Origin of the sequence: Kitasatospora sp. NPDC056076 (assembly GCF_042266305.1) — a bacterium.
In the GTDB taxonomy this organism is placed as follows: Bacteria; Actinomycetota; Actinomycetes; order Streptomycetales; family Streptomycetaceae; genus Kitasatospora.
On record NZ_JBHJWG010000045.1, the window covers coordinates 1 to 24505 of the forward strand.

A 24505-nucleotide genomic window follows, 5' to 3' on the forward strand; every position below is an offset into this window, starting at 1 on the left:
GCAGGGGGGACCCTGTGGGAGAGTAGGACGCCGCCGAACAATCATTCAGAGAAGGCCCACCCGGGTGACCGGGTGGGCCTTTTCGCATTTCCGGGTCCGCATTTCCGGGGAGGGGGCGACCCGCACTGTGACGCAGGTCACTCCGGATCAAGAACCTGAGCGCCGGACCGGGCGTCTGGCTGGTGTGAGATCACGTAGGAGAGCACTGGACGAGCTGGACGAGGAACGCCTCCTCCGGCTCGTGGCCAAGGGCGACCGCGGGGCGTTCGACGAGCTGTACCGCCGGACGTCGCCGTGGCTGGCGGTGCGGTTGCGCCGTCGCTGCGCGGACGAGCAGATCGTCGCCGAGGTCATGCAGGAGACCTATCTGGCGGTGTGGCGCGCGGCCGGCGCGTTCGCCGGGAGCGCCGTGGGCGGTTCGGCCGTCGGGTGGCTGTGGACGATCGCGGCGCGCCGGCTGGTCGACGCGTTCCGGCGCCGGGCCCACCACGCCGAGCCGCCGGTGGCCGCCGCCGAACGGGCGGTGGTGCCCGGGGCGGAGGAGGAGGCGCTCGCCGGCACGGTCGGCGGCGACGTGGGCGACGCGCTGCGGCGCCTGGCCCCGGAACTGCGCGAGGTGCTGCAGGCCACGGTGCTGGACGGGCTGTCCGTCCGGGAGACGGCCGTGCTGCTCAGACTGCCCGAAGGCACGGTCAAGACCCGTGCCCGGCGGGCTCGGATCGCGATGCGGGAGGCACTGGCATGACGGAGGAACACGCGTCCCGGCGGCTCGTCGCCGACTACGCGCGGGGGGACGCGGCGATGGCCGCGGACACGGTGTGGGCACTGGAGGCCCACTTGGAGACCTGTGCGCCGTGCCGGGCGCTGCTGGCGGCCTCGGTCGTCACCGAGGCGCCCGACGTCGCCGCGCTGCTGGACACCGTGCGGACCGGTCTGGCGCCGCAGTTGGACGCCGAGGTCCGGGCGCCCGCCCGGTGGCGCCGTCCGCGGTGGTTGTCGGCCTGGCTGACGCCCGCGACGGGGCCGTGGCTGGCCATGACCGTGACCGTCACCCTGCTGGCGCTGCTGCTGGACGCGCTCGCGCCGTCGGGATCGCTCGGCGGTGCCTCGCCGCTGTCGCTGCTGGCGCCCGTACTGCCGCTGTTCGGCGTCGCCGCGGCGTGGTCGCGTGCCCTGGACCCGGTGTACGAGCTGACCGCCTCGACCGCCCGCGCGGGTCTGCCCCTGCTGCTCAGGCGCACCACGGCGGTGCTCGCCGTGGTCGTGCCCGGGCTCCTGCTGACGGGGTGGCTGGCGGGCACCATGACGGCCGCCCAGTGGCTGCTGCCCTCGCTCGCCTTCACGTCCACGGCGCTGGCCCTGGGCAGCGTCGTCGGGGTGGCCCGCGCCGCGGTCGCTCTGGCGGCCCTCTGGAGCGTCGCCGTGCTCCTTCCCGCCGCCGTGACCGGACGTACCCCCGCGGCCCTGTGGCTCGCCCTGGAGCCGGGCCGGCTGCCGGTGTGGGGCCTGCTCCTCGTGCTGGGGGTCGCCGCCGTGATCGCCCGCCGGAACACCTACTCGACGTTGTGACAACACCATCGACCCTCGAAAGGGGCCACCGCATGGCGCCCATGACGAGCGCGGCCGACATCGCGCCGAAGACCTACGCCTGGGAGATCCGGGCCAGTGACCTGAGAGTGCGGGTCGGCCGGAAGAAGATGGCCGTCGACGGCCTCGACCTCTCCCTGGGGCTCGGCGCCCACGGCCTGCTGGGGCCCAACGGCGCGGGCAAGACCAGCCTGATCAGGGCGCTCGCGACGGTGCTGCGACCGGCCGGCGGCGAGCTGGAGCTGCTCGGCACCTCCGTCGCCGGGCTGGGCGACCACCGGGCGCTGCGGCGCCGGATCGGCTACCTGCCGCAGGACTTCGGCTACTACAAGCGCTTCACCGTGCGGGAGTTCGTGGAGTACATGGCCTGGTTGAAGGAGGTGCCGAAACAGGACATCCCCGCGGCCGTCCAGCGGGCCGTGGAGCGGGTGGGCCTGGCGGACCGGGCCGACCACCGGATGAAGACCCTGTCCGGCGGCATGGTGCGGCGGGCCGGCATCGCCCAGGCGATCGTCAACGACCCCGCGGTGCTGCTGCTGGACGAGCCGACGGCCGGCCTGGACCCGGCGCAGCGGCTGCGCTTTCGCGAGCTGCTCCAGGAACTGGGCCGGGACACCTGCGTGGTCGTCTCCACCCACCTGGTCGAGGACGTCGCGGCGGCCTGCACCGACGTGGTGCTGTTCGCCGACGGGCGCCTCGTCTTCCAGGGCACCCCGGACGACCTGGCCGCCGCGGGCGGCAGCGAGTACCCGGGGGACAGCCCGCTGGAGCGCGGCTACTCGGCGCTGCTCAGTGACTCCGGCCGGCAGGGAGGCAACTGGTGAACACCCGGGTTCTGCGGACCGAGCTGAGGCGCTCCGTCGCCCCGTGGGCCGGTCTGGTCGTCCTGGGCGGCAGCCTGGCCGTCCTCTACGCCGTCAACGGGCTGTGGTGGCAGGGCACCGCGGCGTGGACCGGGCAGTGGACGTCGATGGCGCTGACGACCCGCTCCATGCTGGCCTACCTGTGGCCGCTGTCGGTGGGCTTCGGCGCGGTGTACGGACTGCGCGACTCCCGCTCGCGGACGGCCGAACTGCTGGCGAGCACGCCGCGTCCGGCCTGGCGCCGTGCGGCGCTGCCCGCCGGGGCGCTGGCGCTCGCGCTGGCGGCGGGCTTCGGCCTGCTGGTGCTGTGGGGCGGGAGCCAGGTGGCCCTCGGCGAGACCGACTACCTGCCGGCGGGCTGGCTGCCGATCTCGCTGGTGGCGGTGCTGGCCCTGGTCGCGGGCGCCGTGTTCGGGATGGGCCTCGCGCGGACCCTGCCCTCGGTGCTCACCCCGCCGATCCTGGTGGTGGGCTCCCTGCTGGCGGTCATGTACCTGCGGCAGACCACCGACGGGGCGCTGCCGTCCGGCCAGGCGTCGAACCGCCTCTCCCAGCTGTCGCCGGTGACCGACATGCCGCGCGAGATGCTGCTGACCCTCTCCGGGGCGGTGGACCTGGGGCAGGCGCTGTGGTTCCTCGGCCTGCTGGGCACCGGGTTCGCGCTGCTGGCGGCCTCGACCACCCGGGCCCGGCTGTTCGCGGCGGCCCCCGTCCTGGCCGGTGCGGTGCTGGCCCTGCTGGTCCTGCCGGGCGACCCGCGCGACACCTACGTCGTCGACCGGGCCGCCGCGGCCCTGGTCTGCGACGGCCCGGTGTGCGTGACGCGGGCGAACGGCACGCAGCTGCCCGTACTCGCGCCGGCCGGCAAGGAGGCGCTGCGGGTGCTGCACGACGCCCTGGGCGACCGGGCGCCGGCCACGATCCACGAGGAGACCACGCTGCGTGCGAACGGCGACGACCGCCAACTGTCCGCCGACACGGTGCTGGTCGACTTCGACGACCCGCTGATCGCCCGGGCGACGGGGGCGGAGCTGACCCGGCTGCTGGTCGCCCAGGGCCTGGCGCCGAACTGCCGGCCGCGCACCCCGTGGGAGGGCGGGGGGCAGCTCTCCGTCCCGGCGCAGAGCGTCGTCGCGAGCTGGGCGCTCGGGGACCGTCAGGTCCAGCCGTTGGAGAAGCCCGAGGAGGACCCGTACGCCCGGGCCGCGTGGACGAGCGCGACGGCCGCCTGGGAGAAGCTGAACGCGCTGCCGCGGGCCGAGCAGCGCGCGCGGATCGCCGAGGTCCGGGCCGACGCGCTGTCCTGCGGGGACGGGCTGACGCCGCTGACCGGGAAGGCGTCCCGATGAGGTGGCTGACCCTGTACGCGCGCTCCCGGCAGGTGCCCGCCTCGGCGGCCGTCGCCCTGCTGGTGCTGCTGGCGGCCTGGGCCTGCTGCCACGACGGCCCGGGGCCGATGGACCTGGCGACGGTCGTCCTGGTCCTCACCGTGAGCGTGGTGGCCGCCTCCGTCGGGCTCGGCGGGCAGGACACCGCGCTGGACCGGACGGCCGCGATCCGGTGGGTGCCCCGCCGGGCGGCGCACGTCCTGCTGACGGGTGCGGTCGCCGCCGCCGCGCTGCTGGCGCTGCGGCTGGTGGGGGCGGACCCCGCCCCGACCGGGTACGTGGTCCGGGACGCCGCCGGGCTGGCCGGCCTGGCCGCGCTCGGGGCGGCGCTCTGGGGAGCGCACCTGGCCTGGATCCTGCCGACCGGCTGGCTGGCGGTCACCGTCCTCGGCCCGGCCGCCGCCGGCACCGCGGGGGAGGTGGTGCACTGGATGACCTTCTCCCCGGCCACCACGGTGTCCACCTGGACGGCGTGGGCCCTGGGGGCGGTCGGCACGGCGGTGTACGCCGTGATGGGCCCGAGGCGCTGACCGTCCGGACCGTCGAGCACGTTGGGCCGGGCCCCCGGGATTCCCCGGGGGCTCGGCCGTTTCACGTCCCCGTGGTGTACGGGGTCAGGTCGACGTTCCAGGTGTGGTCGCCGCCCTCGTGGACGGTGATCGCGACCGGCTCGTCCGGGTGCTCGGGGTCGAACTGCGAGCTCACGCTGTGGGTGACCACGGGGCTGGTCCAGGCGGGCAGGTTCCGGTTCCAGGTGCCCGCGTTCGGGGCGACCTTCCACCGGAACGAGACGCTGTACTGCTGGAGCCAGTACCCGGCGGTCATCCGGGCCGAGGTGGAGAAGCCCGGGTTGTCGTTGAACTCGATCTGGTTCTGGGCGTCGACGATGACGGCGTTGGTGTAGTTCGGGCGGTAGGGGCCGTCCTGGACCCAGTCGCGCGCCGAGTCGTGCTCGCCGTAGCCGCCGTCCTTCGCCCGGACGACCTGGACGTTGGAGTCGGTGACCTCCTGCCAGAAGTGGTAGTTGGTGGAGACCCGCTGCGGGGCGCCCGGCGGGTTCTTCAACCGGGCGACCTGCGAGAAGCCGATGCTCTGGTCGTCGTCCATCTTCTGGGTGGCCGGGCCCTCGTAGCCGGACTCGAACTCCAGCACCGGCCGGGCGAGGTCGAGGTTCGCCGCGCGGGCCTTGCCCCGGGTGGTGCGCGCGGGCGGACTGCTGCCGCGCACCTCGGCGACGTCCGCGTTCCGCTTGGGCATCCGCTGCACCGCGCCCCCGGCCCGGGCGGGGGAGGGGGCGGGCGGCTCCTCCGCGCGTTGCAGCGGGCCGGCGAGGGCGCGGACGGCGTTGGCCTCCGCCTCGCGCTCGTAGCGGTCGGACGGGTCGGAGACCCGCAGGCCGTCGCCGCGGTCGGTGCCGGCCACCGGGCCCTGGCGCTGCTGGATGACGTGGGTGAGCTCGTGCGCCAGGGTGTGCCGGTCGCCGCCGCCCGGCCCGAGCACCACGTGGTTGCCGGAGGTGTAGGCGCGGGCGCCGACCTCGGCCGCGGAGGCGGCGGCCGTGCTGCCGGTGTGCAGCCGGACGTCGGAGAAGTCGGCGCCGAGGCGGGCCTCCATCTCGCTGCGGGTGGGAGCGTCCAGGGGCTTCCCGGCGCTGCGCAGCACCTGGGGGACCAGGGAGCGCTGGAGCGGCAGTTCCTCCGGCTCGGCGCCGTGGCCCGCGCTGCCGTGGCCCGCGCAGTCGTGGCCGCCGTGGGCGCCGGAGCCGGCCCGGGCCTCCCGGACCAGGCGGCTCACCGCGGCGTTGCCGAGGGTCCGTTGCAGGGCGAGGGCACTGCCGGGCCGCGGGCCCGGGCGGGGTGCGCGGGCGGCCGGGGAGTCCCCCCGGTCGCCCCGCTGGTCGGCCCGCCGGTCCGGTTCATGTGCGCGCACGGTGGTCGGATTCCTTCCGCCTTGTGCCGATTCGGTGCGTATACGGCCCCGAAGGCGTCTCCGGTGTGGGAACGGCGCAAACCTACTGCTGTACTGATGACGCGTCAGTAGGGCGCCGGGGGCAGACTTCGCCGTCCGTGGGGGAACGGTCGGTTGCCCCGGGGGGTCCCGGCCGGGTTCCCCGGGAGGGCACGTGGCCCGTGGTGCCGGGGTTCGAACGGGTTGTCGCCCGGCGCGCGGACCGGGCACGACGCCCGTCCCGCGTTGACATGGTCACGGGCCGTGGGAGGAGATACGGAAGGGGAAGATCACGGAGGAGAACGGGGTGATTCCGGCGGAAGGGGCCCATTGACACCGTTGGGGCATCGGGTGCACCTTTCCGGTCCGGTCGCCGGGAGGGGAGGGCACCGTGTGCACCGGGTCAGTTCCCCTGCCTGATGTCGCTCAACGTTCCGCTGATGTTGAGGAGTTCGTGGCACGTGGGTGCCTGCTTGCCCGAGGCCGGAGTGCCCGGGGACTCGCAGGTCACGCTCGCCGTCACAGCCTGGTCCTCGGGGACCTGGATGGGAGTCACCCAGTGGTAGTCCTGGTTGCGGAAGGTCTCCAAGGCGATGGTGTTGAGCACCTTCTGGCCGGCCGTGATGGTCACGACGCCCTGGTCGCCCTGGAAGTTGGCGATCACGAGGTCGGTCATGTCGAAGACCTTGCCGTGCGGCACCTGGTAGCTGCCGGTGGCCGCGGCGCCGGCCCCGGTCGGCACGTCGATGGTCGCGGAGCTCTGCCGACCGGTGCCCGGCTCCGCCAGGCCCGGGCCGGGGGCGGGGCGGCCGCCGCTGCCGGTGGGCTGCCCGGAGCCAGGCTTGCCCGGCGCGGTGGGGTTGCCGCCGGCGGGGGCGCCCGGTCCGCCCCCGGGACTGCCGGCGGGCACGGCCGGGGTGGCGCTCTGCTGGGCGACGGCCTGCTCGGCGGCCTGCTTGGCGGAGCTGCGCACCGCCGGGCGGACCAGGGCGAACCAGGCCAGCAGCAGGGCGATCAGCGCCGCCAGCAGGGCCAGCAGCCACTTGGGGAAGATCGGGAGCTGGATGAACTCGCCCTCCAGCACCGGCCGTTGGGTGGCGGTGAGGGCGTCTGCGGGAGCGGGAGCGGCAGGGTTGGGAGTGGCGGGAGCAGGAGTGGCGGCGGTGCCCTCGGCGGCGCCGCCGGTGCCCTTGCCGTCCTTGCCGTCCTTGCCCCTGCCGTCGGAGGCCTTGCCCGCAGGGGCCGGCTCGGGACCCACCGCGACCTCGAACGGCCAGGAGGCCTGCTTCCCGAACCAGATCAGCTTGCGGGCCCGGGCCTGCAACCGCAGCTCCCCGGACTCGCCGGGCTCCAGGCGCAGCCGCTCCGGGGTCGCCCGGAAGCGCAGCTCCTCCCCGGCCTGGCCGGGGGTGAGCACCACGGTGCCCGGGGCGTTGCCGAGGTTGCGCACCGAGGTGCGGTAGCGGCCGCGCAGCCAGCCCCGGCGGCGCCGGGGCGCGAGCGCGGCCTGCAGCTCCTGGAAGGGCGTCACGGTGACCGTGGCCTCCGGCACCGTCACCAGCTCGGGGCGCTCGGTCGGCAGGACCCGGATGCCGAGCGGGAAGTCCCCGGCCCGGGCGGCGGGCGAGCGCGGTGGGGCGAGGCGCACCGTCACCGTCTCGGACGTCCCGGGGAAGAGCGAGACCCGGGCCGGCTCGACCGTCGTCCACGCGGCGCAGTCGCCGACCACCTCCAGCGTGTACGCCTCGACGATGTCGAGGTCGTTGCGCACCGTCAGCGTCGTGGTGGCCACGCCACCGGGCGCCACCGTCAGCGCGGGCAGGCCGAGTTCGGCGGAAGTGGTCATGGCGTGACGGTAGGGCCGGAGGACCGTCCGCGGAGAGGGCCGTACGGGCAAGCCGTGGGCACACCCCTTGCCCGTACGGACGGACCGGCCCTGCCCGGCGCCGCCGCCACCGACCGCGCGGGCTCAGAGCCCGCACCGGGCCCGCACCGGGCCCCGACCGGCCCCGCGCCACAGCGCCGGGCCGCAACAGCCGCAGGACCGCAGGAGAATGGAGTGTTCCGATGACATCGATCGAGGCGACCCGAGTGGAAGCCGTCACCGGCCGCAAGGGGTCGGCCGCACCGCCGTCCGTGACCACCCGCCCGGCCGGGGCACGGATCCCGGTGCAGGGGCGCCCCCGGCCCGCCCAGATACCCGTGGCGGTGTACGCCGAGGACCTGATCCTGCAGACCGGGGTGGTCCAACAGCTGCGCCAGCGGCCCGAGGTGGAACTGCTCAGTGAGGCCGACGCGGGACGGGCGGAGGTCTCCCTGCTGGTCGTGGACGCCCTGACCGAGGCGGTCGCCGACCACCTGCGCCGGCTGCGCCTCGCCACCTCGGGCCGGATCGGCCTGGTGGTCGGCCAGTTCGAGGCCGGCGGGCTGCAGACCATCGTCGAGCACGGCGTCGCCGCCGTGCTGCGCCGCTCGGAGGCGGACCAGGACCGGCTGGTGCACCTGATCACCGCCCTGGCCAACGGCGAGGGGGTGATGCCCGGGGACCTCCTCGGCGAACTGCTCGACCGGATCGGGACGCTCCAGCGCACCATGCTCGACGGACGCGGCCTCACCCTGTCCACCCTGACGGCCCGGGAGGCGGAGATGCTGCGGCTGGTCGCCGAGGGCTTCGACACCAGCGAGATCGCGGCCAAGACCTCGTACTCGGAACGCACCGTCAAGAACGTGCTGCACGAGATCATCACCCGGCTCGGGCTGCGCAACCGGGCGCACGCGGTGGGGTACGCGATGCGGCGCGGCCTGATCTGAGAGAGAGGGGGGGGCTGATCCCGAGGAGCAGGAGCGTCCCGGCGCGGACGGACGTCCCCAGCGCCCGCGACCGCGGCGTCCTGCCCTTTGCGGACACCGGCCGTTACCCCCGGCTCGGGTGCCCGGGCCCTGTTCCCGGGCACCCGGGCCGGTGAGACTGCGGGGGAGACCGCCCCTGCCACCCTGTGAGGTCGAGCGTGATCGGCGCCACCGCCACCCCCCGCCCCGTCCGGCGGCCGGCCCGGGCCGCCGTCGCGGTGCTGCTCGCGCTGGCGACCGCCGTGCTGACCCTGGGCTCCGCCCCCGTCACGCCGACCGGCCGGACGGCCCCGGCCGTCACCGCCGAGGACCCGGCCGCCGGGCGGATCGTCTACGCCGGCACCAACCACCGCGGCCTCGGCCGGGTGACCGGCGGCGCCGCCAGCACCCCGCTGTTCGGGCCAGGCCCGGTCCACTTCGACCAGGAACCCTCGGCCCGCGGCGGCGAACTGGTCTTCACCAGCCTGCGGGACAGCCCGCTGCCCCAGGTCTACCTGCGCGACGCGAACGGCGCGGTGCGCCGGCTCACCAACGGCATGGACACCGCCCACCCCGCACTCGCCCCGGACGGCAAGGGCGTCGTCTTCGAGGCGGTGGAGACCACCGCCTCCGGCGGCACCCAGCACGTGCTGTGGGCGGTCAACCGGGACGGCACCGGGCTGCGCCGGATCACCGACGGCGCCGCCGACGAGACCCACCCGACCGTCTCGCCCGACGGCCAGTGGATCGCGTACTCCTGCACCGGGGACCCGGCACACCGCCAGATCTACCTGCGGCCGTTCGCCGGCGGCGCGCCCGCCAAGATCACCAACGTGACCGTCGGCGACGCCGTCGACCCGACCTGGAACCCGGTGAACGACGACGCCCACCGCAACCAGATCGTCTACACCTGGGACAAGGGCGACCAGGGCCGCACCCTGATGCTCACCTCGCCCACCGGCGGCGACAAGGCGTTCTTCCCCGGCACCGGCTCCACCTGGCGCACCGGCTCCGCCTCCTGGCTGGCCGACGGCACCGGCGTCCTCTTCCTCAGTGCCGACCAGCTCACCTCCCCGCCCCCGGCCCCGCAGCCCGACCCGAACCAGCCGCCCGTGGTGAACCTCTACCGGGCGCCGACCTGCGACTGCACCGACCCCCAACTCCTCTACCGCACCAACCGGTTGATCTCGACCCCGACCTGGCTCGGCACCCAGGCCGAGGGCGGCCCGGTGGTCGAGCAGACCAGCGCCGCCACCGCCAACACCGCCGACGTCCAGGACGTCCACCAGGACGGCACCGACCCGCGCGACCTCGGCATCAGCGTGCTCACCGAGGACCCGGCCGCCGACACCAACACCAACCCCGACCCGGGCGCCGACCCGCTCTTCCACCCCCGCCCCGGCTACGACCCCTGGTACGAGCGGCAGAGCTACACGCCCGACGGCCGACAGCTCGTCGTCACCCGCTACGAGGACTCCCCGGCCGGGCGGATCCAGCGGATCTGGCAGGCCGACGCCGACGGCTCGAACCCGCACCCGCTGAACCTCGCCGGCCGCGGGCCCACCGACCGGGACACCGACCCCTCGCTCTCCCCGGACGGCAGGCTCATCGTGTTCAGCCGCAGCACCCCGGCGGCCGGGCAGACCCCGGCCCGCCCCGGTCGGCTGCTGATCGCCCAGGTGGCCACCGGCGCGATCGTCGGCACCGTCCAGCCGCCCGCCGACCAGCCGGGCGCCTCCGACGGCGAGCCGTTCTGGTCCCCCGACAGCAAGCTGATCGCCTTCTCCCGGACCGCCGTCGTCAACGGCAACCCCGGCAACCTGCACGTCTGGACCGTCGCCGCCGACGACCTCACCCGCCAGCGCGACCTCAGCCGGGCGGCCTGCCCCGGCAGCTGCAACGTGATCGACGACAGCCCGGTGTTCTCGCCCGACGGCCGGCGCCTCGCCTTCAACCGCAAGGCCGGCGACGGCGGCAACAACCGGCAGGACGGCCTCCTGGTCACCTCGCCCACCGGCACCGACTGCACGGTGCTGCTGCCCGCCGGGCTGCGCGACGACAAGGGCGCCTGCACCCGGCCGCTGCCCGACACCTCCGCCAACGGCCCGTACCAGCCGCGGGACGCCGCCTGGACGCCGAACGGCGCCCAGCTGGTGCTCACCTCCCGCCGGGCCCTGCCGCCCAACTCCCCGGAGGGGCTGGGCACCTACGACCTCGCCAGCGGCAAGCTCACCCCGCTCGACCGGCGGCTGCCCGGACGGCAGAAGGAACCGGCCGTCCAGCAGTCCGTCCACCTGGCGCTGAGCGCGCCGCCGCGCACCCCGGCCGTGCCGGTCGAGGGCAGCACCGACGTCACCGTCACCGTGACCAACCGCGGGCCGGCGGCCTCACCGGGCACCGTCCTCACCGCCTCCGTGCCGACCGGCGCCCGGCTCGGCAGGCTCACCACGCCCGTCGGGACGTGCGACGCGGCCGCGCTGCGCTGCGAACTCGGCACCCTGGCACCGGGCACCGAGGTGCGGGTGACCGCCACCCTGATCGGCACCCGCACCGGTGACCAGCCGTTCGGCTGGAGCGTCACCGGGTCGGTCGTCGACCCCGACCCGGAGAACGACTCCGCCGAAACGGTCCTGCCGGTGCTGAGCGCGCCCACGCCGACGCCCACCCCGAGCCCCACCGCCTCGCCCAGCCCGACACCCACGCCGACCGCCACCCCGACCCCCGCGCCGACCACCCCGAGCAGCACGCCCGCCCCCGCGCCCCCGCCGCCGGCCCCCGCACCGCCGCAGGCCGGCCCCACCGTCGCGGTCGACGCCCAGCCGACCCCCGGCTACGTCGGCGGCCACGTGACCGTCAGCTACACCGTGCGCAACACCGGCCAGGCCCTCGCCACCGGCCTGCGGCTCACCCTCGGCCTGCCCGCCGGCGTGCCCACCGAGGCGCTGCCGCCCGGCTGCCGGGCCGGCAGCTGCGCGCTGGCCGACCTGCGCCCGGGGCGCAGCCAGGTGGTCCGGGTGGTGCTCTCGCCCGTCGCGGTGCTGGACACCACCGTCACCGCCGAACTGACCACCACCGGCACCGACGCCACACCCGGCCCGCACCGGGCCAGCACCCCGCTGAGGGTCGTCCAGCCGCGGATCGTCGCCGTGCCGCCGATCGGCAAGCCCGGCTTCGTGACCTCCGTGCGCGGCGTGGACTTCCCGCCCGGCGCCCCCGTCCGCTTCACCTGGAACCCCGGCATCACCGCGGCCGCCGCGCCCACGTACCCCAAGGCGGACGGGACCTTCGCGGGCCAGCTGCTCATCCTGCCCAAGGACGAGACCGGCCCGCGCACCATCACGGCCGACGGCCCCGGCTTCTCCCCGGTCACCACGCCCTTCCTGGTGGTCGAGGGCAGCATCGGCCCGCCGGGGGAGGTGGACCGGCGGTGAGCCCGGAGGACGCCGTGGCCGTACAGGACGTCGGCCCGGCCGACTTCCCGTGCGGGTGTGAGGCCGGAGGCGGTGGTGTGGTGTGCACGGAGAGGGTGGAGCGCTGGTGAGGCGTGAGATGGCGGGCACGGGAAGTCGACGCGGTCGACTTTCCGTGCCGGGGCAGGGGCCGGCGGGGGAGGTGGAGCGGCGGTGATCCACGAAGTCGACGAGGCGCTGCGGCTGCTGCTCGCCGAGGCCGGACTGCCCGAGCGCGGCGTCGAGGTCGTCCTCGACGCGCCCACCCGCGACCTGGCGGCCCGGCGCACCGCGCCCACCGTCAGCGTCTTCCTGTACGACGTCCGCGAGGACACCGGGCGCCGACAGGCCGGCGCCGTCGCCGAACACGACGCCGACGGCCTGGTGCTCGGCCACCGCGCCGCTCCGCGCTGGTTCGAACTGGCCTACCTGGTCACCGTCTGGACCAACCGACCGCAGGACGAACACCGGCTGCTGGCCGAGGTGCTGCAGTGCCTGACCGCCGTCGACGCGCTGCCCGCCCGGCTGCTCACCGGCACGCTCGCCCGGCTCGGACTCACCGTCGGCCTGGACATCGCCGGACGCGACACCGGCCTGCCGTCGGTCTCCGACGTCTGGTCCGCGCTCGGCGGGGAACTGCGGCCCTCGATCGACCTGCGGGTGCTCGCCCCGCTCGCCGGGGCGCTCACCCCCGCCGGACCGCCCGTCACCGAAGGGCTGGTGGTGCACGCCGTGGACACCTCGCACGCGGCGGAGTCGCCCGCCGTCGACCCCGGCCGTCGGCTGCGCTACCGCGACACCGTCGGCGACCCCGGGGCGGAGGGCTTCGCCGCCCCGCGCGACCGCGCCCTGCCGCCCGGCCGCCGCAGCAGGGGTGGGAGCAACAAGGGCGGGAGCAGCGGGGGTGGGATCAGGTGAGCCCGGACCTCGCCCTGGCGGTGCCCGGGGCCCCGCCCGGCCCCGACCACTGCCACGACAACGACAACGGTCACGGCAACGACAACGGCCCCGACAACGGCCACCTGTGGGAACGCCTGCACCGGGTCGAGCAGCGGGTCCGCACCGCGGTGCGCGAGCGCCGGGCCGACGACCCGGACCCGGACGACCCGTACCGCGGCCAGTACCTCGGCCCGGAGGCGGTCGAACGGATCCTGGCCTCCGCCGCCGTGGCCACCGGCCACGGCACGCCGGCCGGCCAGGACGCGCCCGCCCCGCCGCCCGGCTCCCGGCTGGCCCGGCTCGGCGCCGCCTTCGGGCTGCTCCCGGTCGACCTCGACCTGCTGCTGGTCGCCCTCGCCCCCGACCTCGACCCCCGCTTCGAGCAGCTCTACGGCTACCTCAACGACGACCTGACCCGCCGCCGGGCGACCGTCGGGCTGGCCCTCGACCTGTGCGGGCTGCCCGGGGCCGGGGCCGGCCGCTTCCGGTTCGCGGCGCGGTCCCCGCTGATCGCCGGGGGCCTGCTGGAACTCGCCGAACCGGACCGCCCGCTGCTCTCCCGCACCCTGCGGGTGCCCGACCGGGTGACGGCCCACCTGCTCGGCGAGGACGAACCGGACGACGCCCTCGCCGGGCTGGCCCGCCGCGCCGATCCGGCTGACCGGGCCCGACCGATGGCCCCGGCCGGGGCGCTCACCCCCGCCGAGGCGCAGGCCGTCGACCGGCTGCGCGCGGCCGCGACGGCGGCGGGCGGCGGAGCCGTCCACCTGCTGGACCGGGGCGGCCACGCCGGCCCGCTCGCGGTGGCCGCGCTCGCCGCCGACGGCCGTCCGCCGCTGGTCGTCGACGCCGCCGCGCTGGCCGCCCGCCCGCCGGGGGCCACCGTACGGGTGCTCGCCCGCGAGGCCCGGCTGGCCGGGGGCGGGGTGGTGCTCGGCCCGCTGGACCGGCTGGAGCCCGAACGCCCCGAGCGGGCCGCGCTGCTTCGCGAGCTGTGCGCGGAACTCGCCGCCGTCCCGCTGATCGTGCACGGCCCGCTGGTGTGGGACCCGGCCTGGTCGCGGGAGAGCCCCGTGGTGGTCACCGCCCCGCCGCCGGACGCCGACGGCCGCGCCGCGCAGTGGGCCCGCGCGCTCGCCGCCGCCGGGACACCGCTGGACGAGGAGCTGACGGACGGCCTGGCCGAGGCGGTGGCCGCCTACCGGGTGGACCGGGAGAAGCTGGCGCGGGCCGCCTCGGTGGCCGCCCGGACGGCCGCCGCCGAGCGGCGCCCGGTGCGCGCCGAGGACCTGCGGGCCGCCGTCCGGGCGCAGAACGCCGCCGGGCTGGCCCGGTTGGCCCGCCGGATCGAGCCCGCCGTCGGCTGGCCCGACCTGGTGCTGCCCGACCCCACCGCCGACCGGCTGCGCGAACTGGTGCTGCGCGCCCGGCACCGCGAGCAGGTGCTCGGCCGGTGGCGGATGCGCCCCGGCGGCGGCCGCGGCAACGGCGTGCTCGCCCTGTTCGCCGGGGAGTCCGGCACCGGGAAGACCATGTCGGCCGAGGTGGTCGCCGCCGAACTCGGCATGGAGCTGTACGTGGTGGACCTCTCCACCGTGGTGGACAAGTACATCGGCGAGACCGAGAAGAACCTGGAACGGATCTTCACCGAGGCCGCCCAGGTCAACGGCGTCCTGCTGTTCGACGAGGCGGACGCGCTGTTCGGCAAGCGCGCGCAGGTCAAGGACGCCCACGACCGGCACGCCAACGTGGAGACCGCGTACCTGCTCCAGCGGATGGAGTCCTTCGACGGGATCGCGCTGCTCACCACCAACCTGCGCGCCAACCTCGACGAGGCGTTCACCCGGCGGCTGGACGTCATCGCCGAGTTCCCGCTGCCCGACCGGGCGCAGCGCCGGCTGCTCTGGGACCGCTGCCTCGGACCGGCCCTGCCCCGCGGCGACGACCTCGACCTGGACTACTGCGCCGAGCACTTCGAGCTCACCGGCGGCTCGATCCGGGCCTGCGCCGTCTCCGCGGCCTACCTGGCCGCCGGGGCGGGCACCCCGCTGGGCATGGCCCAGCTGGTCGCCGCGGTGGTCGGGGAGTACCGCAAGCTCGGCCGGCTGGTGCTGGAGAGCGAGTTCGGGCCGTGGCTGGAGCGGCTGCGCCCCGCCCCGGAGCGTCCGGGGGCCGGCGGGCGTACCTGACCGGAGCAGTCCGGGCCCGGCGGGCGTACGTGACCGGCGGGCGTACGTGACCGGAGCGTCCGGGGGCCGCGGGGCGCAGCCGGCCGTGCCCGCCGGGGCAGTCATCCTGCCCCCGATCTTGACCCCGGGGACCTGTCCCCGGGCGCGGCCCCGGACGCAGACTCGGGGGCGAGTGAGACCAAGGACCGGTCATCTGGAGGAGCGCGTATGCCGTCGTACCTGACCCCGGGCGTGTACGTGGAGGAGGTGCAGTCCGGTGCCCGGCCGATCGAGGGCGTCGGCACGGCCGTCGCCGCCTTCGTCGGCTTCGCCGGCAGCGGCCCCTTCCACGAGCCCACGCTGGTGACCAACTGGGACCAGTACGTCCAGCGGTTCGGTGCGTTCACCGAGGGCACCTACCTGGCGCACGCGGTGTACGGGTTCTTCGCCAACGGCGGCGGCTCCGCCTACGTCGTGCGGATCGGCGACCCGGCGCGGCAGGCCCCCGGCGGCGCCCCCGCCCCGGCCGTCGCGGCGGCCCCGCCGGTGGAGATCGGCGGCTTCCTGCTGTCGGCCCTGCCCGGCGCGGGCGGCGAGGTGTCCGTCGAGGTCGCCGACGCCGAGGGCGAGAACGTCCCCGACGACCGGTTCCGGCTGATCGTCCGCCGGGGCGCCGAGGTGGCCGAGAGCTACGACGTCTCCACCCGGAAGAACACCAAGGGCTACGTCGTCACCCAGCTGCGCGAGTCCAAGCTGGTCGCCGTCGCCGAGCAGCCCGGCACCGCGCCGAGCCGCCCCGAGCGCCGCAGCCACGCGCTCGCCGCCGCCCCGGCCCCCGCGACCGGCCCGGTGGCGGCCGCCGGCACCCGGCTGGACCCGGCCGAGTACGTCGGCGACGCGGCCGCCCGCACCGGCTTCTCCGGCCTGGAGGCGATCGACGAGATCACCATGGTCGCGGTGCCCGACCTGATGAGCGCCTACCAGCGCGGCGACCTCGACGACGAGGGCCTGCGCACCGTCCAGCTCGCGGTGATCTCGCACTGCGAGCAGATGGGCGACCGGATCGCCGTGCTGGACCCGCCGCCCGGCCTCAACGCCCAGCGGATGCGCACCTGGCGCCAGGACGAGGCCGGTTTCGACTCCCGCTACGCCGCGCTCTACTACCCGTGGATCAAGGTCTTCGACCCGGCCACCGGCCGCAACGTGCTGGTGCCGCCGAGCGGCCACGCGGCCGGGGTGTGGGCGCGCAGCGACGCCGAACGCGGGGTCCACAAGGCGCCCGCCAACGAGGTCATCCGCGGCGCCGTCGACCTCGAACTGCGGCTCAGCAAGGGCGAACAGGACCTGCTGAACCCGATCGGCGTCAACTGCGTCCGGGCGTTCCCCGGCCGCGGCATCCGGATCTGGGGCGCCCGCACCCTCTCCTCCGACCCGGCCTGGCGCTACCTCAACGTGCGCCGGCTCTTCAACTACCTGGAGGAGTCCATCCTCCTGGGGACCCAGTGGGTGGTCTTCGAACCCAACGACGACCGGCTGTGGTCCAGCATCCGGCGGAACATCACCGCCTTCCTCACCGAGGAGTGGCGGCGCGGGGCGCTGTTCGGCCAGACCGCGGCCGAGGCCTTCTACGTCAAGTGCGACCGTGACAACAACCCGCCCGAGTCCATCGACCTCGGACAGGTGATCTGCGAGATCGGCGTCTCCCCGGTGAAGCCGGCCGAGTTCGTGGTGTTCCGGCTGGCCCAGTTCTCCGACAGCACCAGCCTCCTCGACGAGTGAGTCGCGGCCCCACCGCAGACCCACCCGCCGGCCCCACTGTCGACACACATCGGAAGGTGACCACACGCCATGGCTGAAGGCGATCCGCTCTCCACACACATATTCGGCGTCCAACTCGGCGGCTACAACGTCGAGTCCGTCAAGGAGATCAGCAACCTGACGGTCGAACAGGACGTCGTCGAGTACAAGCAGGTGACCCAAGAGGGCAAGCTGATCGTCCGCAAGCAGCCCGGCGCCCGACTGCCCGGCGAGGTGACCATCACCCGCGGCCTGGACAAGAGCGGCGCGTTCACGGACTGGATCAAGGAGACCCTCAACAACGGGGCGATCAACACCGCCCGGCAGAACCTCACCATCGAGGTCAAGGACACCACCGGGGCCACCCTGCGCCGCATCCAGCTCACCAACGCCTGGGCGAGCCGCTGGGAGGGCCCCACGCTCAGCGCGGGCGAGTCCAGCGCCGCGACCGAGACGGTGACCATCGTGTTCGAGGAGATCCGGGTCGAGTGAGGCGCAAGATCGGCCTTGAGGAACTGCTGGAAGGCGCCCCGGCCCCGCAGAACCCCGCGCCGCAGCAGGCGGCCCCGGGGCAGGCGGGGCCGGCCGGGCCGCCCCGGCGGCAGTCCCCGCACACCGAGTTCGAGTTCGAGCTGCCGCTCGGCTACGTCGACGACGACGGCACCGTGCACCGCCACGGCGCCATGCGCCTGGCGACCGCGCGCGACGAACTGATGCCGCAGATCGACCTGCGGGTCAAGGAGAACCCGGCCTACCTCAGCGTGGTGCTGCTCAGCCACGTGATCACCAGGCTGGGCGACCTCGCCGAGGTGCACACGGGCATCGTCGAGCGGATGTACGCCACCGACGTGGCCTTCCTCCAGGACCTCTACCAGCGGATCAACAGCGAAGGCCACACGCGCGCCGCCGTGACCTGCCCGCACTGCGACGGCGCCTTCGAGGTCGACCTCGCCGGTGGGCGCCTGGGGGAATCGTGACGTACGCGCCTGCTCGGCTGTACGAGGAGATCGCGTACATCGCCTACCACCTCCACTGGTCGCGGGAGGACCTCCTCGACCTGACCCACCACGAGCGCGGGCAGTGGGTGCGCGAGGTCGCGCGGCTCAACTCCCGCATCAGTGAGGGTGGGTGACGGGGGTGGGGCTGCGGGACTGGATCGGGCGGCGGCGCGGCGGGTCCGGCACCGGGGTTGATCCGGGGGCGGGCTCCGACACGGCCTCGGGCTCGGCTGCCGGTGCAGTCGGTGCAGTCGGGGTCGCGCGGCCGCGACCGGCGGCCGGGGACGGGGGCTGGCGCGCCGTGGCGCCGCTGGTCCCCACCCTGGCCGGGGCGTCGCCGCGCGGCGTCAGCGACGGCCTGGCGTTCCGCTCCCGGCTCTCCGCCTGGCAGGACCCTTCGCTGAGCGGACCGCTCGGCCACTCCGTGCTGCCCTCCGCCCCGGCGGGCATCCTGCGGGCGGTCGCGGTGCCGGGCCGTCCGTCCGTGACCGCCGGCGCCGGGGACGAGCTCGTCCTGCGGCCGACGGCGGGTGCGGTGGCGGCCGGGCCGGCGGAGTCGCAGGACTCGCCGGGGTCGGCCGAGCCGTCCGCGCGGGCGGATCGGCGGCGGGCCGGGCCCGTCCAACGGTCCGTCCGGCTGCGGCAGTTGCCCGTACGTTCGGCCGGGGCCGGGGCCCGCGCAGTGCGGACGGGTGGCGCCGATCGGCGGGCCGGGGCCGCGGTGCCGGGTCCGTCGGGCGGTGCCGGTCCGGTGGCGGGTGCGGCAACCGTGCCCGGCGAGGCCGGAGCCGTGGAGACGCCCGCCGGTACGACGGGCCGTACGGCCCGGGAGCCGGAGACGCCCGCCGGGGTGCCGCGTCGGAACGGCGTGGCAGGCCCGGCCGTTCAGCGTGCGGTGCGACCGCAGGCCGTCAGCGCACCGCTGACCGTGGCGCGGCGCCCCGTGGCGCTGCCCGTACGGCCGGTGACGGCCGTCCCGGGGCGGCGGAGCGGGGCCACGCCGGACGTCGTCGGCGGCGTGTCGAGCCCCGCTGTTGAAGAGTCCCAGCCGGTAGTTGCGGCGGAGGAGTCGGCCGGTGCCGAGCGGGAGCCCGAGCGCACCGGGTCGGCGGCCCGGACGGCGCCGTCGGGCCCGGGCGGCGCCGCCCCCGTGGCCGTGCAGCGGGCCGCGGCGACGCGTGGTGACGCACCGGCCCGTCCGGTGCTCGGCGCGCCCTTGACGGCGCTGCCCGCGAGCGCGGCGCCCCTGGCTGCGTCCGGTCCCCGGACGACCGAGCCCGCACCGGGTGCCCCGGCCATGCCGGTGGTTCGCGCCGAGCCCGGAGTCACGGGTGGCGGGGAGGCCGGGAGCGGTGAGCGGGCGGCGCGTGGGAGCGGGCCCGGGCCCGGGCCCGGGCCCGTCGGCGGGGCAACCGTCCAGCGTGCGCCGTCCTCACCGACCGCCGAACGAGCGTCCCGGGTGCCTTCGCGCCCAACCGCGATCCCGCCCCGAGCCCCGGCTTCGACCCCGCCTCGGGCGCAAGCGCCGACCCCGACCCCGGCCCAGGCTCCGACCCCGACTCCGACCCAGGCCCCGGCGCGGCCGCGCTCGGGCCTGGGCGCGCCCCTCGACGCGATACCGCCGACGGCGGCAGCCGCAGGCGCTGCCGGTTCGTCGGCCGGTGGGCGGCGGCGGGTCCGGCGGGGCTCGGTCGCCCTGCCGGGAGGCGGTGGGCCGAGCGCGCCCGCCGCCGGTGGGGGTGCGCCCGTGCAGCGCGCGGTCAGTGCACCAGCCTCAACGCCGGTGTCCTTGAGCACGATTGACGCAGCGTCAACTGGTTCCGTGACTGCTGGATCCGGCCCCGTCGCGGAGCCGCGTGCGGCCGGACGTGTCGGCGGCGGCCCGGTGGTTCCGGCCCGTCCGGCCGGGGGCGGCCTGGGTGTGCAGCGGGCCGTCCAATCCACCGTCCGGAGGCGTGGGTTGATCGGGGAGCGTCCGATGGCGGTCGCCCTGGCGGCGGCGTCGGTGCCCCTCGCGGGCGGCGGCGGTGCCCGGTCGGGGGCCGCTGCGGTACCCGCCGCCCCGCCGGTGGTTCCGGTGGCCTGGCCCAACGCCCTTGCGCGCCGCACGGATTCGGGGCCGCAGCCGGAGCAGGATGCGACGGCCGCGGCACGGTCGCTGTCGGCTGCGTCGCCGCGGGAGAGCCGGGGGGCTGTCGTTCCCCGGCGCGGGACGGGCCCCGGGGGCGGTCGGACTGCCGACGCCGGGCAGCCGGTGGCACAGCCGCGAGAGGGTGTCGTGGCCGCCGGGCGTCCGTCCGGCGGGGGCGTCGGGCACGCGGTGGCGACGGCCGTGCAGCGGCTGCGCTCCCGGCGTTCACCCGAACACCGGGGTGGCCGGGCGGCGGTCGATCGCCCTTCCGCGCAGAGGAGTTCAGCGCCCGGCGACGCCGCACCGACTGCGGCGTCCGCCGACGGCCCCTCACCCGTCCGGTCCGAACGGCCGCGCGGCGCGGTGCCCGTGGCGCAGCAGCCGCAGGGAGGTGGTGGCCACAGTCCTGCGACTGTCCAACGCCTTGCTGCCGCCGAGTCATTGTCCGGCCGTTCGCAGCCCGGTGCCCGGTCCGGTGCCCGATCCGGAGCCCGGTCCGACGGGTGGTCCGGCGGCCGGTCGGCCGCGTCGGCGCCGGTGCCCGTGGTCCGCCTCGCACCGCCGGGTGTCCAGGCGCTCCCACGGGCCGCCTCGCCGCTGTCCTCCGGCGCGCCCTCGCCGGTCGTCCAGCGCGCCCAGTGGCCTGCGGCGGCAGCCGGGTCGTCGTCGCCAGGGGCGGCCGCGCCGGTGGGCGCCGCACAGCCCGTCCGACCTGCGCAGCCCGTCCGACCCGCACCGCCCGCAGCGCCCGCGCTGCCGGTGGTCCCTTCGCTCCAGCGGCTGCCGGGCGCGCCCGGCCCGTTGCCGCCGACCCAGACCCAGACCCAGACCCAGCCGCTCGCGGTGCGGTCGCCGGTCGTGTCCCGGTCCGTGGCACCCGGTGCAGCGCCCCGGGCCGCGCAGTCCGTCGGATCCGGGGGCGCCTCGTTCGTCCAGTCCCCGCCGCCCGCCGCCCACCGCTCCATGCCCGGTACGGCACAGGTGTTGCAGCGGGTGGCCGAGCAGGCGGGGCTGGTGGGGGTGCCGTTGACCGCCGTCCCGGCGCGCCGGCCGACCAGCGTGCAGGCGGCCCCGTCCAGCACCGGTCAGCCCGGCGGGCAACGGCCGCCCGGCGGCGCGGGGACAGGCAGTACGGGGAAGGGCGCCACGGCGGCCGAGGACCCCGACAAGCCCGACCACACCGCACCCGGTGACCTGGACGAACTGGCCCGGCGCCTGGTCGAACCGGTCGGCCGCCTGCTGCGCACCGAGCTGCGCAGGGGCCGGGAGCGGGCCGGGAAGCCGTACGACCTGCGCCGTTGAGCGCGCGGGCCGGGGCCGGACGGCCGCCGGGGACCGGATCGACGTAGACCGTGAGCAGCAGCACAGCAGGAGGCGGGGCCGATGACCGACAACATCTTCGCGAGCAGTGTGTTCTTCAGCCTGACGATCGGCGGGAACGACCTGGGCGAGTTCACCACCTGTTCGGGGCTCGGCGCGCAGGTCGAGATCGAGCAGTACGCGGAGGGCGGCAACAACGGGTTCGCCTGGCAACTGCCGGGCCGCATCACCTGGACGAACATCACGCTGAGCCGCGCGGTCACCGCGGACACCGCCAAGATCGCCCGGTGGCTGAACGAGATCGTGCGGAAGGTCGAGCCGAAGGACGGCGAGATCGTGGCGCTGCGGCCGGACCTGAGCCGGATCGTCGGCTGGCAGGTGCTCGGGATCGTCCCGGTGCGGTGGGACGGGCCGTCCTTCGACCCGTCGAGCTCGCAACCGGCCATGGAGTCCCTGGAGATCGCCCACGCGGGCCTGCGCCCGTCCTGAGCGCCACCCCTCACCCCCCTTCCCCTCTCCAAGACCCAAGGAGCAGCCAGATGTCCTCGGCGGTCCCCGCGAGCGTCACCCGGGCGCAACTGACCATCATGGAGCCGCCGGCCACCGTCGGCGCCCAGCCCGGCGGTGCGATCGCGCGGCTCCCGCTCCAGTTCAACCCGGCGACCCTGGTGCTGCGCAAGTCCACCGAGTGGCGGCGCACGCCGTCCCGGATGGCGGGCCAGTCGGCGCTGCCGGAGTTCGTCGGCAGCGGCCCGCGCTCGCTCTCCCTGGACGTGTTCCTGGACTCGACCGCGACCCACGACAACTCGGTGGAGCGGGCGGTGGAGCAGCTGATGACGGCCTGCGTGCCGACCCCGACGAGCCTGGCGCGCAAGACCCCGGCCAGCCCGTGGATCCGGCTGGACTGGGGCACCTTGAAGACGACCTCGTTCAACGGGGTGCTGACCGGCCTGTCCGTCACGTACACGCTCTTCGACGTGGACGGCAACCCGCTGCGCGCGGTCTGTTCGCTCTCCATCGACGAGGCGAGCGTGGACCCGGCCGGGCAGAACCCGACCTCCGGCTCCCCGGAGGCCCGCAGCACCCACCGGGTGATCGCGGGCGACAGCCTGCCGCTGCTGGCCTGGCGGGCGTACGGGGACGCGACGGCCTGGCGGACCATCGCGGAGGCGAACGGCATCGACGACCCGCTGGTGCTGGTCCCGGGCGCGGAGCTGATCGTGCCGGGCATCGACGAGCTGACCCGGGGCGGTGCGGCATGACCACGCCCGAGGCCCGGGGCGGCCGGCCGTTCGCCGCGGATCCCGTCGTCGAGGCGCCGGGGCCGCTGCCGCCGGTGTGGGCGGCGCAGCTGGTGTCCTGCGACATCGAGGAGAGTGTCGGCCTGCCGGACACGGCGGTGCTGAGCTTCCGGGACGCCGACCACACCTTCCTCTCCGCGACCGGGATCACCATCGGCACCGAGCTGCGGGTCTCCGTGGTGACCGTCCAGGGCAACACCCGGGCGCGGCTGTTCACCGGGGAGGTGACGGCGCTGGAGCTGGAGGTGGACACCACGGGCTCGTACACGGTGGTGCGGGCGGCGGCGGTGACCCACCGGCTGATGCGCGGGCGCCGGGTGAAGGCCTTCCGGAACATGACCACCGCCGACATCGTGCGCGAGGTGGCCGCCGACGCCGGCCTGGCCTGCGGGCAGGTCGACTCCTTCCCGGTGGTGCACCAGCAGCTGTCCCAGGCGAACGTGCCGGACTGGGAGTTCCTGCAGTTCCTGGCGCAGGAGAGCGGCGCCCAGGTGCGGGTGGACGACGACGGCAAGCTGGAGTTCGTCCGGCCGCAGCCCGCCTCCTCGGCGCCGGCGCCGAGCACGCCCGCGCCGCAGAACCCGCTGGTGCTGGAGTACGGGCGCAACCTGCTGGAGCTGCGCGGGGTGCTGACCGGCGCGGCCGGGGCGGACACGGTCGAGGCGCGCGGCTGGAACGTCACCACCAAGAGCGCCCTGGTCGCCACCGAGCCGTCGGTCGCCTCGACGACCGTGCTGCCGGGGCTGAGCCCCTCGGTGGTGGCCTCGGCCTTCCCCGGCCGGGCCCGGCTGACCGTCGCCGACACCCCGTACCGCACCCAGGCGGAGACCGCCGCCGTCGCCCGTTCGCTGGCCGCCTCGGTGGCCGGGGGCTTCGGCGAACTGGAGGTGGTGGCCGAGGGGAACCCGCGGCTGCGGGCGGGCACCGCCGTCGCCCTGGGGAACGTCGGCGCGGCCTTCTCCGGCCGCTACACCGCCACCGGGGTGCGGCACCTGCTGGAGCCGTTCCGCGGCTACCGCACCACGGTGGTGGTCAGCACCTCGCCGGACCGTTCGCTGGCCGGGCTGGCGACCGGCGGCAACGCGCCGCCGCGCGGCCCGCGGATGCCGGGCCTGGCCGTCGCCGTGGTCACCGACGTCCGGGAGCCGGGCGCCGACCAGCGCGGCTGGGTCCGGTTGAAGTTCCCCTGGCTGGACGACAGTTACGTCTCCGACTGGGTGCGCACCGTGCAGTGGGGCGGCCACGGGGGCGGCGGCGTGGTCAGCCCGGAGGTCAACGACGAGGTGCTGGTGGGCTTCGAACAGGGCGACCTGGACAGCCCGTACGTGCTGGGCGGGCTCTACAACGGCGTGGACCGGCCCTCGCCGCACGACGTGCCGCTGGTCGACGCGACCGCCGGAAAGGTCAACCGCCGTTCCGTGGTGTCCCGTTCGGGCCACCGGCTGGAACTGCTGGACGTTCCGGGCGGCAGCTCCGGGGTCCGGCTGGCCAGCGGCGACGGGAAGCTGGAGGTCCGGCTGGACCAGCAGCGCGGGGAGATCCTGCTGACCGTGCACGGCGGGGTCGGCGGGGCGGGCAGCACGGTGCGCCTGACCTCCTCCGGCATCACCCTGGACGCGGGCACCGGCGAGGTGAACGTGCGCGGCGGTTCGGTGAACGTGCGCGGCACGACGGCGGTCACCGTGGACGGCGGGGCCGAGGCCGTCCTCAAGGGGGCCTTCGTGCGCATCAACTGACGGATCATCAAGAGGCGCAGCAAGAAGCGCAGCAGGAACCGCAGCAGGAACC

At 75.8% G+C, this 24505-nt stretch carries 20 protein-coding genes; 17 read left to right on the forward strand and 3 right to left on the reverse strand.

Annotated features, from left to right (window positions below):
- Window positions 1-184 precede the first annotated feature (184 nt).
- The 5 genes from ACFC1T_RS29875 to ACFC1T_RS29895 are packed head-to-tail and all read left to right on the forward strand — an operon-like array spanning window position 185 to window position 4368.
- Entirely contained in the window at window positions 185-745 is a 561-nt protein-coding gene (locus tag ACFC1T_RS29875) for an RNA polymerase sigma factor (RefSeq protein ID WP_375893453.1), read from the forward strand.
- On the forward strand, window positions 742-1569 hold the full coding sequence (locus ACFC1T_RS29880; RefSeq protein WP_375893455.1) for a zf-HC2 domain-containing protein: 828 nt from the start codon (window positions 742-744) through the stop codon (window positions 1567-1569). Before ACFC1T_RS29875 ends, ACFC1T_RS29880 begins: the two co-directional genes overlap by 4 nt.
- A gap of 32 nt (window positions 1570-1601) precedes the next feature.
- Complete coding sequence (locus tag ACFC1T_RS29885; protein ID WP_375893457.1) at window positions 1602-2411, forward strand: ATP-binding cassette domain-containing protein; 810 nt, start codon at window positions 1602-1604, stop codon at window positions 2409-2411.
- On the forward strand, window positions 2408-3799 hold the full coding sequence (locus tag ACFC1T_RS29890) for a hypothetical protein (protein ID WP_375893459.1): 1392 nt from the start codon (window positions 2408-2410) through the stop codon (window positions 3797-3799). Before ACFC1T_RS29885 ends, ACFC1T_RS29890 begins: the two co-directional genes overlap by 4 nt.
- A complete protein-coding gene (locus tag ACFC1T_RS29895) occupies window positions 3796-4368 on the forward strand; it encodes a hypothetical protein (protein WP_375893461.1) in 573 nt (190 codons plus the stop codon). Before ACFC1T_RS29890 ends, ACFC1T_RS29895 begins: the two co-directional genes overlap by 4 nt.
- Window positions 4369-4429: 61 nt before the next feature.
- Here ACFC1T_RS29895 and ACFC1T_RS29900 read toward each other — a convergent pair whose 3' ends face one another.
- Together ACFC1T_RS29900 and ACFC1T_RS29905 are read right to left on the reverse strand one after the other, a co-directional pair.
- A complete protein-coding gene (locus ACFC1T_RS29900; RefSeq protein ID WP_375893463.1) occupies window positions 4430-5767 on the reverse strand; it encodes a DUF4157 domain-containing protein in 1338 nt (445 codons plus the stop codon).
- A gap of 421 nt (window positions 5768-6188) precedes the next feature.
- Complete coding sequence (locus tag ACFC1T_RS29905) at window positions 6189-7631, reverse strand: hydrolytic protein (RefSeq protein WP_375893464.1); 1443 nt, start codon at window positions 7629-7631, stop codon at window positions 6189-6191.
- Window positions 7632-7852: 221 nt separating this feature from the next.
- On the opposite strand from ACFC1T_RS29905, the gene ACFC1T_RS29910 reads away from it, so the two are divergent.
- The 8 genes from ACFC1T_RS29910 (at window position 7853) to ACFC1T_RS29945 (ending at window position 18099) form a co-directional block, all read left to right on the forward strand.
- Window positions 7853-8596: a LuxR C-terminal-related transcriptional regulator gene (locus ACFC1T_RS29910; RefSeq protein WP_375893466.1), complete on the forward strand. Its 744-nt coding sequence runs from the start codon at window positions 7853-7855 to the stop codon at window positions 8594-8596.
- Window positions 8597-8793: 197 nt separating this feature from the next.
- Window positions 8794-12045: a hypothetical protein gene (locus tag ACFC1T_RS29915; RefSeq protein ID WP_375893468.1), complete on the forward strand. Its 3252-nt coding sequence runs from the start codon at window positions 8794-8796 to the stop codon at window positions 12043-12045.
- Window positions 12046-12237: 192 nt separating this feature from the next.
- Window positions 12238-12981: a DUF4255 domain-containing protein gene (locus ACFC1T_RS29920; protein WP_375893470.1), complete on the forward strand. Its 744-nt coding sequence runs from the start codon at window positions 12238-12240 to the stop codon at window positions 12979-12981.
- 104 nt (window positions 12982-13085) lie between these two features.
- Window positions 13086-15191: an ATP-binding protein gene (locus ACFC1T_RS29925; protein ID WP_375893572.1), complete on the forward strand. Its 2106-nt coding sequence runs from the start codon at window positions 13086-13088 to the stop codon at window positions 15189-15191.
- A 207-nt stretch (window positions 15192-15398) separates the two neighbouring features.
- On the forward strand, window positions 15399-16949 hold the full coding sequence (locus tag ACFC1T_RS29930) for a phage tail sheath family protein (RefSeq protein ID WP_375893472.1): 1551 nt from the start codon (window positions 15399-15401) through the stop codon (window positions 16947-16949).
- A gap of 69 nt (window positions 16950-17018) precedes the next feature.
- A complete protein-coding gene (locus ACFC1T_RS29935; protein WP_350509413.1) occupies window positions 17019-17459 on the forward strand; it encodes a phage tail protein in 441 nt (146 codons plus the stop codon).
- Entirely contained in the window at window positions 17456-17944 is a 489-nt protein-coding gene (locus ACFC1T_RS29940; RefSeq protein WP_375893475.1) for a hypothetical protein, read from the forward strand. Before ACFC1T_RS29935 ends, ACFC1T_RS29940 begins: the two co-directional genes overlap by 4 nt.
- Entirely contained in the window at window positions 17941-18099 is a 159-nt protein-coding gene (locus ACFC1T_RS29945) for a DUF6760 family protein (protein ID WP_360244231.1), read from the forward strand. Before ACFC1T_RS29940 ends, ACFC1T_RS29945 begins: the two co-directional genes overlap by 4 nt.
- Before the next feature lie 751 nt (window positions 18100-18850).
- Here ACFC1T_RS29945 and ACFC1T_RS29950 read toward each other — a convergent pair.
- Entirely contained in the window at window positions 18851-19264 is a 414-nt protein-coding gene (locus ACFC1T_RS29950) for a hypothetical protein (RefSeq protein WP_375893477.1), read from the reverse strand.
- 1702 nt (window positions 19265-20966) lie between these two features.
- On the opposite strand from ACFC1T_RS29950, the gene ACFC1T_RS29955 reads away from it, so the two are divergent.
- The 4 genes from ACFC1T_RS29955 (at window position 20967) to ACFC1T_RS29970 (ending at window position 24453) form a co-directional block, all read left to right on the forward strand.
- Window positions 20967-21398, forward strand: a complete 432-nt coding sequence (locus ACFC1T_RS29955; RefSeq protein ID WP_375893479.1) for a hypothetical protein — start codon at window positions 20967-20969, stop codon at window positions 21396-21398.
- Between the two features lie 81 nt (window positions 21399-21479).
- Complete coding sequence (locus tag ACFC1T_RS29960) at window positions 21480-21905, forward strand: phage tail protein (protein ID WP_375893480.1); 426 nt, start codon at window positions 21480-21482, stop codon at window positions 21903-21905.
- Between the two features lie 50 nt (window positions 21906-21955).
- Entirely contained in the window at window positions 21956-22678 is a 723-nt protein-coding gene (locus ACFC1T_RS29965) for a LysM peptidoglycan-binding domain-containing protein (protein ID WP_360244219.1), read from the forward strand.
- Window positions 22675-24453 (forward strand): VgrG-related protein, encoded by a 1779-nt coding sequence (locus ACFC1T_RS29970; protein WP_375893482.1) that lies wholly within the window; start codon window positions 22675-22677, stop codon window positions 24451-24453. Before ACFC1T_RS29965 ends, ACFC1T_RS29970 begins: the two co-directional genes overlap by 4 nt.
- Window positions 24454-24505 lie beyond the last annotated feature (52 nt).

Coding starts and splice junctions, on each gene's coding strand:
- ACFC1T_RS29880 (WP_375893455.1), top strand. CDS start 742: ATGACGGAGGAACACGCGTCCCGGCGGCTCGTCGCCGACTACGCGCGG.
- ACFC1T_RS29885 (WP_375893457.1), top strand. CDS start 1,602: ATGGCGCCCATGACGAGCGCGGCCGACATCGCGCCGAAGACCTACGCC.
- ACFC1T_RS29895 (WP_375893461.1), top strand. CDS start 3,796: ATGAGGTGGCTGACCCTGTACGCGCGCTCCCGGCAGGTGCCCGCCTCG.
- ACFC1T_RS29905 (WP_375893464.1), bottom strand. CDS start 7,631: ATGACCACTTCCGCCGAACTCGGCCTGCCCGCGCTGACGGTGGCGCCC.
- ACFC1T_RS29910 (WP_375893466.1), top strand. CDS start 7,853: ATGACATCGATCGAGGCGACCCGAGTGGAAGCCGTCACCGGCCGCAAG.
- ACFC1T_RS29930 (WP_375893472.1), top strand. CDS start 15,399: ATGCCGTCGTACCTGACCCCGGGCGTGTACGTGGAGGAGGTGCAGTCC.
- ACFC1T_RS29935 (WP_350509413.1), top strand. CDS start 17,019: ATGGCTGAAGGCGATCCGCTCTCCACACACATATTCGGCGTCCAACTC.
- ACFC1T_RS29950 (WP_375893477.1), bottom strand. CDS start 19,264: ATGGCCGGGGCACCCGGTGCGGGCTCGGTCGTCCGGGGACCGGACGCA.
- ACFC1T_RS29960 (WP_375893480.1), top strand. CDS start 21,480: ATGACCGACAACATCTTCGCGAGCAGTGTGTTCTTCAGCCTGACGATC.
- ACFC1T_RS29965 (WP_360244219.1), top strand. CDS start 21,956: ATGTCCTCGGCGGTCCCCGCGAGCGTCACCCGGGCGCAACTGACCATC.
- ACFC1T_RS29970 (WP_375893482.1), top strand. CDS start 22,675: ATGACCACGCCCGAGGCCCGGGGCGGCCGGCCGTTCGCCGCGGATCCC.